The organism is Psychroflexus salinarum (genome assembly GCF_042677225.1).
GTDB classification, from domain to species: domain Bacteria; phylum Bacteroidota; class Bacteroidia; order Flavobacteriales; family Flavobacteriaceae; genus Psychroflexus; species Psychroflexus salinarum.
Genome location: NZ_JBHTIV010000007.1, coordinates 162,494 through 174,905 on the forward strand (window position 1 = coordinate 162,494; position 12,412 = coordinate 174,905).

Annotated in this window: 7 protein-coding genes; 6 read left to right on the forward strand and 1 reads right to left on the reverse strand. The window is 37.0% G+C overall.

Annotated features, from left to right (window positions below; genetic code table 11):
• Positions 1-154: 154 nt before the first annotated feature.
• The gene (gene ppsA, locus ACFQ0R_RS07595) at positions 155-2,545 is read left to right on the forward strand and encodes a phosphoenolpyruvate synthase (RefSeq protein WP_379657778.1); all 2,391 of its coding nucleotides are present in this window, start codon (positions 155-157) and stop codon (positions 2,543-2,545) included.
• A 162-nt stretch (positions 2,546-2,707) separates the two neighbouring features.
• Here the strand turns inward: ppsA and ACFQ0R_RS07600 are convergent, their stop codons facing one another.
• Positions 2,708-3,127, reverse strand: coding sequence for an HU family DNA-binding protein (locus tag ACFQ0R_RS07600; RefSeq protein WP_379657779.1), 420 nt, complete (start codon positions 3,125-3,127; stop codon positions 2,708-2,710).
• Positions 3,128-3,513: 386 nt separating this feature from the next.
• Between ACFQ0R_RS07600 and ACFQ0R_RS07605 the strand changes: the two genes are divergently transcribed.
• The 5 genes from ACFQ0R_RS07605 to ACFQ0R_RS07625 all read left to right on the forward strand — a co-directional run bounded on the left by ACFQ0R_RS07605 (position 3,514) and on the right by ACFQ0R_RS07625 (position 12,411).
• The gene (locus tag ACFQ0R_RS07605) at positions 3,514-8,208 is read left to right on the forward strand and encodes a T9SS type A sorting domain-containing protein (RefSeq protein ID WP_379657780.1); all 4,695 of its coding nucleotides are present in this window, start codon (positions 3,514-3,516) and stop codon (positions 8,206-8,208) included.
• A 4-nt stretch (positions 8,209-8,212) separates the two neighbouring features.
• Positions 8,213-8,413: a hypothetical protein gene (locus tag ACFQ0R_RS07610; RefSeq protein ID WP_379657781.1), complete on the forward strand. Its 201-nt coding sequence runs from the start codon at positions 8,213-8,215 to the stop codon at positions 8,411-8,413.
• Positions 8,414-8,542: 129 nt separating this feature from the next.
• Entirely contained in the window at positions 8,543-8,989 is a 447-nt protein-coding gene (locus tag ACFQ0R_RS07615; RefSeq protein ID WP_379657782.1) for a ferritin-like domain-containing protein, read from the forward strand.
• Positions 8,990-9,621: 632 nt separating this feature from the next.
• Positions 9,622-10,755 (forward strand): BspA family leucine-rich repeat surface protein, encoded by a 1,134-nt coding sequence (locus ACFQ0R_RS07620; RefSeq protein ID WP_379657783.1) that lies wholly within the window; start codon positions 9,622-9,624, stop codon positions 10,753-10,755.
• Positions 10,756-11,136: 381 nt separating this feature from the next.
• Positions 11,137-12,411: a metal-dependent hydrolase family protein gene (locus tag ACFQ0R_RS07625; RefSeq protein ID WP_379657784.1), complete on the forward strand. Its 1,275-nt coding sequence runs from the start codon at positions 11,137-11,139 to the stop codon at positions 12,409-12,411.
• Position 12,412 lies beyond the last annotated feature (1 nt).

Sequence of the window (12,412 nt, forward strand, 5' to 3'; positions counted from 1 at the left end):
TAAAATCAGGTCATTTCACTTCTGTTGAAAGTGTAAGCAATTTATATTTAACACATTACAGGCGTTGATTTTATTAAAATAGCTTTAAATTATGGGTTCTTTAAGTCAACGGATACTTATTACAACCATGATTAACATTTAAACATTTTAAGAAATGAGTAATTATATTCGATTTTTTAGCGATTTGAGTAAAGAGGATATCGCTGACGTGGGTGGGAAAAATGCTTCTCTGGGGGAAATGATAAGTCAACTTGGGCCTAAAGGAATTCGAATTCCTGCAGGATTTGCAACTACAGCTCAGGCATATTGGGATTACCTGGAACACAACGGGCTTAAAGAAAAACTTACCAATTTGCTCCAAAAACTCGATACAAAAGAGTTTGGAAACCTAAGAGAGACAGGCAAAAAAGCGCGGGAATTAATCTTAAATGGCGAATTTCCCGATGACTTTGCTCAAGAAATCAAGGATGCTTACTCACAGCTAAAGGAAAAAGAAGACGTTTTATCTAGTGTGGCTGTGCGAAGCAGTGCTACTGCTGAAGATCTTCCCGAAGCTTCTTTTGCAGGTCAGCATGATTCTTTTCTTAATATTCAGGGGCCCGAAAACACACTGAAATCCTGTAAGAAATGTTTTGCCTCCCTTTTTACAGACAGGGCAATACGATACAGGGAACACAACGGATTTGAACACATGAAAGTTGCCCTTTCTGCCGGGGTCCAAAAAATGGTACGTTCAGATAAAGCCTCAGCTGGTGTAGGGTTTACTATTTTACCCGATAGCGGCTATGAAAAAGTACTTTTTCTCACTGGCTCCTGGGGACTTGGAGACAATGTAGTTCAGGGCGCAGTAAACGCTGATGAATTCTATGTGTTTAAGCCATCATTAAAAAAAGGGATGCGTTCTATTATTTCTAAAAAACTGGGCAGCAAGGAAAAAACAATGGTTTATACGTCCAGCAGTGGAGAAAATGACAGCACTACAACAAATAAGAAAACAAAGGCCGCAAAACAAAAACAATTTGTACTTACAGATGATGAAATCATACAATTAGCGGTTTGGTCTTTAGACATCGAAGATTATTATAAACGGGCGATGGATATCGAATGGGCTAAAGATGGTGAAAGCGGAGAGATATATATTGTTCAGGCCAGGCCGGAAACAGTACATTCTGGAAAAGACAAATCCAAGATTGTAGAATACCGTTTAAAAAAGGGAGGTAAGGTAATCACCAAAGGTACCGGGATTGGGGAAAAGATTGCCAAAGGAAAAAGTCGCATACTGAACTCTCCTGCCGAATCTGACAAACTGCAAAAGGGCGATGTTCTGGTAACTGGAATTACGAATCCAGATTGGGACAATGTGATGAAGAAAGCATCTGCTATTGTCACAAATAGTGGGGGTCGCACAAGCCATGCTGCTATTGTAGCCCGAGAAATGGGTGCTGTGGCGGTAGTAGGTACTGAAAACGCAACCGAAGTGATAAAGGACGGACAGGAAATTACCGTGTCTTGTGCCGAGGGCAATATTGGAAAAATCTATGAAGGCTTTCTGGAATGGGAGGAGAAAGAAATAGATTTAGATAAACAGGAAGAGCCACAGACTGAAGTGATGTTAATATTAGCCGACCCGGATCTGGCATACAGTTACAGCAACTATCCCGTAAAAGGTGTGGGATTAATGCGCCTGGAGTTCGTTATCAACAATGTTATCCAAATCCATCCGCTTGCACTACGCTATTATGATGAACTAAAAGACAAAGAAGCAAAAAAGAAAATTTCAGAATTAACGGCTTCTTACAAAGAAAAGCATCTTTTTTTTGTTGAAAAATTAGCAGAAGGGGTTGCGACTATCGCAGCTGCTTTTCATCCCCGTGAGGTCATTGTAAGAATGAGCGATTTTAAATCCAATGAGTATGCAAATTTAATAGGCGGAAAAGAATTTGAACCAGATGAGGAAAACCCCATGCTGGGTTTTAGGGGAGCTTCCAGATACTATAGTGAAAAGTATAAAGATGGTTTTGAAATGGAATGTGAGGCTATGAAAATCGTAAGGGATGAAATGGGATTTACCAATGTAAAGCTTATGATTCCCTTTTGCCGAACTGTAGAGGAAGGAGAAAAAGTACTTAATCTCATGGGTGATTTTGGCTTGAAACAGGGATGGAATGGTTTAGAGATCTATGTCATGAGTGAAATTCCTTCCAATGTACTTCAGGCCGAAGAATTCGCTGAAATATTCGATGGGTTTTCTATAGGTTCCAACGACCTCACCCAGCTTACTTTAGGACTGGATCGCGATTCAGCATTGGTAAGTGATTTGTTTGATGAAACAAATCCTTCATCCAAACAAATGATAAGTATGGCAATTGAAAAAGCCAAAAAGAAGGGTAAAAAAATTGGCTTGTGCGGACAGGCACCAAGTGATATTCCTGAATTCACCCAATTCCTCGTAGAGCAGGGAATAAACAGTATCTCCTTTAATCCGGATGCTATAGCCAAAGGAATTCAGAACATTTTAGCAGCTGAAAAAAAGAAGCGAAAATGAGATGTGTATAAGATAATTGATTTAAAAACAGTCCTTACGTAATTTAAGCATTGAAGACACGTTAAGGAAAGGTAGTAATGATACCGTTTTAATGTGTCTATGACCTGACTACTTATCTATAGTCAGCAATTTGATTCCTAATTGTAAACACCTCGTTTAAATTCATGAGTTTGTATACTTCAATTTAGCTTTGGGGTCAATTCTGAAATTTGTCGTATGCTTGAGTTCTCGCTTCAAATCTTTGTTGGGCTGGTAATTGATTTTTACGCGTTTGATGTCGCTTACTTTACAGTCGATTGGAGAAGAATGGGCTTTGGCTTCAAGGCCTATTTTCAATGACCCCAGCCAGCCTAAGTCAACTTTATTTCCATCTTTCAACTGAAAGAGGATTTCCTCATTAAGCGCATTTAAGCATCCTATCACATCAGAGGTATTTAGGGTGCATTTATTACTGATGCGACTTGCCAGTTCATCCATTCCTATCGATCTGTTGTAAACTGCCTTTAAATGGTAGTTTGCAGAAGGATCAGCTTTCACTCCATTCCCTCGTTTGGAGATGGTACAGGTTATAAAATCATTCATAAGCACTTAGTTATTAATTCACCTGAGAAACTCCTCATTTAGTGTTGAGGTAAATATAAAAAGCTCTTGAGGTTTAATGCAAGTAATGTACATTAATTAAATAAATAAAGTACATTATTTTAATATTTAATGTACTTTATTTTACTAAATGGTGAAGATGACTTCTAGTGAGTCTTTGATGAATCCTTATTAATTACTGTACCTAGTCACTGTAACTTCAATTATAAGCATTGTTTTATTGTAAAACTAAGGTTCAATCAATACCCAATAAATAGGCAATATTTATAATAATTGTTGACTCTCAGTGAATTATGTATTTATATTTTGTTATTTTTGCAATTAAGTTGCTTATAGCGCGATTAAAAAGTTTACCTAAATAATAGTCTATGAAAAAACATTTACTCCAAATTATGCAAATACACGTGAAGGCCTTCACATTAATTTCACTTATCTTTTTAATGGGTTTTAATGGTTATGCCCAGCAAGCAGGTGATTATAGGTCAGTAACAGGAAGTAATCAAAATTTTGCTTCTGCTTCCACCTGGGAAACATATAACGGATCCAGCTGGGTTGCTGCTGTGTCACCTCCTTCACAGGGTCAGGAGGGCGACATTACGATTGTAAGCGGCAGTGATGTTACTTATACTACAACTGGAGATGGATTTTTTCAGCTAAATGCTGACATAACTATTAACGGAGACTTCACTGTTAATGTAAACACAAATTCTAATTCAAACTTTGTAGCAAGAACTAACGGATTTATCCTGAATACAGGAGGGCGGTTTTTGGCTGATTTTGGAAATAATCCGACGCTAACTGTCGATATTATGGAAAAATTTGTTATCAACGGAGGTCGGCTGATATATTCCAGTGGAGGAAATAAATCCGCCATATTTTTTGATATTTATGGAGATGCCTTTATTAATGGCGGCCTTACTTTAAATGAAAGTAACAATCAAGGCTTAAATAACTCAGGTTTATATATGAGGGGAACAGGTCCTCAGCATTTGAGCATTTCTTCACAGGTGTCTGAATTAGCCAGGAAACGATTTTTTGTTCAAAGCGGATCGACCAATGAAATTACAGTTTCTTATAATGGTAGCATGGCTCAAAATACAGTTTTTGGTTCAGCTAGTCTTAGTGGAGAAAGCTTTACTGGCATCCAAAACAGAACAAGTAATATAAACTTTACCGTAAATAATTCTTCTGCGACGGGTGTGAAATTAAGTAGAAATCAAACTGTTGATGGTACACTGCGACTGCTTGAAGGTGAATTAAAAGATGATATTTACAGCCTTTCTGTTACTGATGGTTCCTTGATTGAACGCAGTGGTGGGGAACTTCAGAATCCGCCTAGTTTTGGAAACAGCAGTGTAAATTTACTTTATAGTAATCATACCAGTGCAGTGACTATGGCCAAAGAAGTGCCAACTACAGACATCATTCAAGATTTTACCATCTCAAATCCAAATGGTGTTGTTGCAGACCGTGATTTTACAATTAATGGAATACTCGATTTAGCAGTAGACAATCCAAATGCGACTAATGGGTTGCTGGAACTGGTGAGAGATTATACAGGCTATGCTCAAACTCCATACGACAGTGCTAATTACAAAGACAGCACTCAGCCGTTCAATGATTTTAATTCCTATATTTTGACCATGGGTGCTTCAGCTTCAACAGTAGGTATTGGGGATGTGACTGGTAAAATAAGGCGTACAAGTCTTGTACAAAACACAACTTACGATTTTGGACATAATAACACCAGACTCTCCTTCAGTTCTGTAGGGGGCAGTGCTATTCCAACGGCTGTAACCATGCTTGTGTCCAGAGGTGATTATGGTGAGCATATCGATAATAGTGGGACTGTAGAGATCAACGGGACTACAGCCAATCGTAATACAGTAAAGCGACTATATCAAATACGACGAGAAGGTGGTTCACCTCAGTCTAGATTTACCGTGCGTTTCGCTTACCAGGATGGGGAGTTAAATGCAAATCCAGAAGCAGATCTCATCACCTGGGATCACCATTTACCGTATAATGGGGTTACCCCTCACGAGCATGGGAGAACGAGTTTCAACAGTACTGATAACTATGTGGAATTGAGTAATCATTCTGTCTTCTATCTTGCTGAAAATGGTGATACTACTTTCACTAAGTACTGGATGCTTTCAGAAAAAGAAAGCGAAGGAGATTATGTATGGCTTGGTGCTGTTGATAATACATCTTCTGGCACCAACTGGAATGTTTTGTCCAACTGGAACGGAGGTCGTGTGCCGGATGAAACAGCAAACGTTACAATTCCTGGTAGTAATGTTTATGACGTTGCACCAACCATAAATACGGCAAGTGGATATTCTCAGCCATCATCCACAGAAGTTACCATTGGTCAAGTAAGAATGCGAACTGTCGAGATCGCCAATACAGGTGTATTAAATATAAATGGAGCTCCAAATATTTATCTTTATGGTGGACCTAATGAAGGTGGTGGTGGAATCAATTTTAGTACTATTTCCGCAAACGGATCGATAAATCCAGGTGAAAGTACAGTGCATTTGCTGGATGATGCAACTGCATCCACAGCAACAATTTCTGGTACGGCTGCTTTTTATAATTTAGTCGTTTCAGACAACGCCAACCTTGATGTTTTATCTGATGCTGAAATAGAAATTCTTAATAGTTTCTCACTTAATACAGGAGCAAGTGTAGATGCGATCACCCAGCCAAATACGATTCGGTATGCTGGAACTGACCAGACTATAACGGAAATTGGTGGTTATCATACTTTAGATTTATCCTCAACTGGAACTACGGGCTTGCCAGCTACTCTAGACATCTATGGTGATTTACTGGTCAATCAATCTACAGGACTGAATTTGGAACCTGTTGGCCTCAATTTTTTAGGCAGTACTCAGAATATTGAGTCAGGGTTGCTATCAAGTCTGTCTCTAGGAACTGTAACCGTTGACAATACAGATGCGGTAACATCAACTATTGCCAGTCTGGAGGTGAGTGATTTGAATCTAACTAATGGTGGTTTTGAAGTGGCTTCCGGAGCAGATTTAATCTTAAGCAGCTTATTAAATAGAACCAACGGACGTCTGGGAGGAAGCGGCACAATTGAGCTGGCTGGCGGTCCTACTACAACTACAATAGGATCTGGACTTTTTCTGAATGATGTTCACCAGGGTAACTTAACACTCAATGTAGCAAATGCAGACTTTACTATTGTTGACGGATTTGAAGTTAAAGGAAACCTCAATCTAACTGAAGGTAATGTACCACTTGGCACACAAACTTTAAAGATTGGTGGTAACCTTACCAAAACAAACGGAATCATCGATGCAAGTGCAGCAGTTATAGAATTTACCGGAGCAGGAAGTCAGTCTGTAGCTTCTGATGCTTTTATTGATCATACAGTTAGTTACGTTAAGAATTCAGGAGCAGGTGGACCAAACCTAAGTAGTGAACTCAATGTTACAGACTTGGTAGAAGTGAGTTCTGGTACTATTCAATCTAATGGAAATTTAAAGCTGCTTTGTGATTTTGGAACACCTCCAAAAACTGCTCAGGTTGCTGAACTTGTTAACGGAAGCATTACTGGAGATGTCGTAGTAGAGCAGTGCTATCCGGCAAGAAGAGCCTTTAGATTGATTTCCTCTTCAGTGAATACTTCATCATCCATTCGGGCAAACTGGCAGGAAGGTGCTAGCAATTATTTAGCCGACCCAAATCCTGGATACGGGACTCATATAACTGGTAGCAAGGCAAGTGAAACCGATAATTCCCTTAATAATGGTTTTGACTACACGCCCTCAGGCAACCCTTCTTTGTTTCAATTTGAAAATATAAACAGGCAATGGAATCCTGTAGCCGAAACAGAACCACAAACTTTAGGGGCGGGAGTTCCTTACCGTTTGATGATAAGAGGTGACAGAAGCATAGATGTAACTAATAATGAATCACCTCCTACTGATACTCGTTTAAGAACAACTGGTGAGTTGTTAATAGGAAGTAATTTACAATCAAATTTATCAGAAGTTGCAGATAAACTTAGCATTATAGGTAATCCTTACCAGGCTCAAGTCGATATGCATCTCGTATTAACGAATTCTACAAACCTTTCAGCTACAGAATATTATATCTGGGATCCCACTTTAGGCGGTTCAACGGGTAGAGGGGCTTATGTGACCATCGATTTACCAAGTGGTAATAGTTCTATCGATCCAAATGAACCTGATGAGCCAACTTCTGCAAATCAATACTTACAGCCTATGCAGGCAGCTTTTGTCAGAACTGTAGCTGAAGGAGGAGCATCAATTAATTTTCAAGAATCTTTTAAAAATGTAAGTCCAGCTCAGACAGAAACAAAATCGCTATCTCAAATAGAATATATAAACATTCAGTTGTTTGATGCCGATTCTTATGCTGAAGGGAATACACCGTCAGATGGGCTTCGTATCAATTTTAATGATTCTTATAGTGTTACTGCTAAAGATGACTCTCCAAAACTTGGCAACCTTGACGAGAATTTAGTGAGAGTAGAAGGTAATGAGTATTCAGCTATTGAAAGACGACCTTTTCCTGTGGGTGAGGAGAAGTTGCAACTATTCATCAATCAATATACAAAGGAATCTTATGTGTTGAAGTTTGATTTGACAAGCAACTTAAACACTAAATTGTTTATAGAAGACAAGTACTTGAATGAGATATTTGAGATCACAAAGGCTAACGATACCTATAAATTTATGATTGATCAATCCGTTCCAAAATCTTTAGCTTCAAATCGGTTTAGTTTAGTGCTTGATCCTATTAGCCTATCTGCTGTAGATGAAGAATTAATACGCTTAAATGTTTATCCTAACCCAACTAAAGGCAGCTTTAAAATAAGCGGTCAGGACCTGGCTCAGGGAGCAGGTGTAGAAATTTATAATATACTTGGTCAGCAAGTTTATAAAAGGGATTTTAAAGGTCAGTCTACGATAGAGATTAATGACTTTAATTCTAATACAGGAATTTATCTAATCAAAATAGAAACAAATAAAGGGAAAACAACTCTCAAATTGGTTAAAGAATAAATATATGAAATTCAATTTTTCACGCTCTATAGCTTTAGTGTCAGTCATAATACTTTTATTAACACCCAGACTTAATTATGCCCAATTCGAGGATGTTGGTTTCGAACCTGAGGTCAATGATGAACCAACAGCTCCAATCAATGGATTTATTGCCTTAGGTTTTTTGATTGGAGGATATTTGGGGATAAGGAACTTAAAAGAATAATTAGTTCAGTAGTTTATACTCATCTTGAACCTCTTAAGTACTGTTAATCCAGTGGTTAAATAATGTTAAGTGTTAAAATGTTTTTGAGGGATGTCTTATATTAAGGTTAATAACAAAAAAATAAATACGATGAAGTATACAGAAAAAGTATCAAATCTACTTAATGATTTGTTAGAGAAAAATTATGATGCAGAAGCTGGATATGTAGCAGCAAAGGATAATGTCAAAAATAGAAATCTTAAGAATTTCTTCAAAGAGAGAGCAACAGATAGATATGACTTTGGTCATGAGATCAAAGAAGAGATAAAATCTTTTGGTGAAAAACCTGATAAGGGAACAAGTTTAAAAGGTGACGCTCACCGTGTGTGGATGAATTTAAAATCCACTTTTTCAAGCAATAGCGATCAGGCTATTCTGGAAGAAGCTATACGTGGTGAAAAAAAGGCTCTTGAAGATTATAACGAAATACTTAAAGAAACAGATCTACCTGCTTCCACAAAATCAGTATTAGAAAAGCACAGAAAAAGTGTTCAGGCAGCACTTGATCACGTGAAGACTATGGAAGATTTTTCATAATCATTTTCAAATCTACTTTAAAAGGCTACTTAGAAGTAGCCTTTTTTTATGTCTAAACGATTTAACCAGGACCACATATTTAAAATTATTTTTAGCCTGAATTACCACCCTTCAATAATCCTCAGAACTCTGAAATATTAAAACCAATCGAAATAAAAACTATCTTTTATTGGCCTTAGGAGTTGAATTAGGTGTATGGTTTTAAGGATACAAAGGCAGTTTAAATCGTTGCTTTTATTATATCATAGCCTTACCAAAATAAGGGATGGCTTTATTTTGAAATATAAAGCTATCGTTTCCTTTTCTATTTTCTTCAATCAAAAAATTCATATTCGTGTACGGCACGTCATGTTGTGTCGTTTTGAAATATTTTCTTAACCATTATTTTAAATTCATATTTATCTATTATCAGGTATTTATAGTAAGAAATATAATCTCTATTTTATAAGTTTAATCGATTTTAAATAGTTGTTCTTTAATGTTTTATGTAAAAAAATATAGTTCAATATTATATTGTTATAGAAACATGAAAAGTTATCAAATCCACCTTAATATTCAATTTTGAGGCCTGTCAACTTAAAATTCCGTATTTATTTTTTCATTATGTTCGTTAACTTTTTTAAAAATCTATTATGAAGAAAAACTACTTTAAAGCTTTATTGCTAATTTTCATTTGCACTGTACAATTAAATGTTTTGGCTCAGAGCAATCCTAATTTTTATTTAGCGCCTAATGGAAAGACCTGTATGTGTCCAGATGCAGATTTTGATGAAACAGGAACTTTAATTATCGATGGTGTTGAAAAAACGTTCACTAAGCGAACTATAAATTTGCTTTCGGCCTATCTAGACTATAATCCGCAAAATCCCGAAATAGCATTAACCTGTACTAGTGGTATTACCGATATGAGTAATTTATTTTCTCAAAAAAGTAATTTCAACCAGGATATCTCGACCTGGGATGTATCAAGCGTTACTTCTATGAGTGGTATGTTTTCCATTGCTTCCTCATTTAATCAAGATATCTCAGCATGGGATGTATCCAAGGTTACAGATATGAAATCGATGTTTGGGGACGCTTCGTCATTTAATCAAGATATTTCGTCTTGGGATGTGTCAGGGGTAATTGATATGAACTCTATGTTTTACAGAGCCTCTTCATTCAATCAGCCACTTAATGACTGGGACATTTCAAGTGTGTCTGACATGAGCTTTATATTTTATGGTGCTTCATCATTCAATCAGCCGCTTCATAACTGGAATACTTCTGGTGTGACTAAAATGAATTATATGTTTTCCGCCACTTCATCATTTAACCAGGACATTTCTACTTGGAATGTGTCTAACGTAACAAGTATGGATAGAATGTTCAATAATGCTACTAACTTCAATCAGGATTTATCTGGCTGGTGTGTGGAGCAAATTCCTGATTTTCCAACAAATTTCGCGTTCGGATCCTCTCTTCCTCCAGAAAACTATCCGGACTGGGGTGCTCCCTGTGAAACTCTGTCTAATGAACAAATACAAGATATCAAACTTTCTATTTTTCCTAATCCTGTGAGTGACAAGTTATTTGTGGATTATCATTCTTCTTTTACTTTCCAAAGTATCACTATTTATAATATGCTTGGTCGTAAAGTAAAGACTGTCAATCCAAAACTTATCAAAGATGGTGTCAGGGTTTCAGCTATGAAAACTGGCAGTTACTTAATTCAGTTCAAAACTCAGGGTAACCAAGAGCATACTAAGCGTTTTATCGTGAAGTAATTTTTACTTTTTTAATACTGGAAACCGCTTTCATTACCACTGAAAGCGGTTTTTATTTTTCAGTAATGTATTGGCTATATCTGCAGTTGATTATATTTTAAAATACACCAGTTAGAGTCTTAGTGACCAATATGTAAAACGGTTGAGGATTATGAAAAAGTTCTTAAAGAGACCGAACTTATTATATCTGCAAAAAAATTAACTGTAAACACATAAAAAAGTTAAAGCAGATTTAGGCAAAGTAAAATCTTTGCAGGATTTAGCACAAACCTAAGTTTAGTTTAGGTCTAAACGATTTGAATTGTGGATAGTATTTAAACTTGTTCACGGCAATGATTTTAAACTGAATATTTTTTTTATTTTTATTCAAAATCAAATCACATGAAATCGATACTCACATTTAGTCTTCTATTCGTTAGTTTTTTACTGTCAGCTCAACAAACTTTTATCTACTGCGGGAATTTAGTAGATGTTGAAAAAGGAAAAGTATTGTCAGAAAAAACCATAATTGTTGAAGATGATCTTATAAAAGATATTAAAAATGGTTTTACTGAAATTCCAGAGGGTTCAGAATTAATAGACTTAAGAAATTCAACAGTTCTTCCTGGTTTATTTGATATGCATGTTCATTTAGAGTCAGAAACATCAAAAGATAATTACATAAAACCGTTTAAGCTCAATGAAGCAGATGTGGCTTATGAAGCACAGGTTCATGCCAAAACAACTCTGATGGCTGGTTTTACCTCTGTAAGAGATCTTGGAGGAACTGGTGTGAACACGAGCTTAAGAAATGCAATAAATAAAGGCCTGGTTGTTGGGCCAACAGTCTATTCCGCAGGGAAATCAATCGCTACGACTGGTGGTCATGCAGATCCTACCAATGGATATAAGGCAACACTGATGGGAAGTCCGGGGCCTTCTGAAGGAGTTATTAATGGTGCTTCAGAAGCTCGGGAGGCTGTAAGGCAACGCTATAAAAACGGATCTGATGTTATCAAAATTACTGCAACTGGTGGAGTGTTGAGTGTTGCCAAAAGTGGTTCTAACCCTCAGTTTTTTGAAGACGAGATAAAAGCTATTGTTAAAACAGCAAATGATTACGGGATGTTAACTGCAGCTCATGCTCATGGTGATGAAGGTATGCAGAGAGCTATAAAAGCTGGTATTAAAACCATAGAACACGGGACTTTAATGTCTGAAGAAACTATGGAACTGATGAAAGAATACGATACCTATTTAGTTCCAACCATTACGGCTGGTAAAAGCGTTGCTGAGATGGCAAAAATCGAAGGATATTATCCAGATCTTGTGGTGCCTAAGGCTAAGGCAATAGGGCCAAAACTTCAAAGTACTTTTGAAAAAGCGTATAAAAAAGGAGTAAACATTGCCTTTGGAACCGATGCTGGCGTGTTTAAGCACGGAGAAAACGCTAAAGAATTTGGTTACATGGTTGAGGTGGGTATGCCTGCTATGGAAGCTATCCAGTCTGCTACAGTGGTTTCCGCTAAATTGCTGGGAGTGGAGAATTTATACGGTTCCATAGAAAAGGGCAAAAAGTCAGATATCATTGCCGTTGAAAACAATCCTTTAAATGAGATCTCAACTCTGGAGAACGTAATTTTTGTGATGAAGCATGGTGAGGTTGTAAAACAATGAG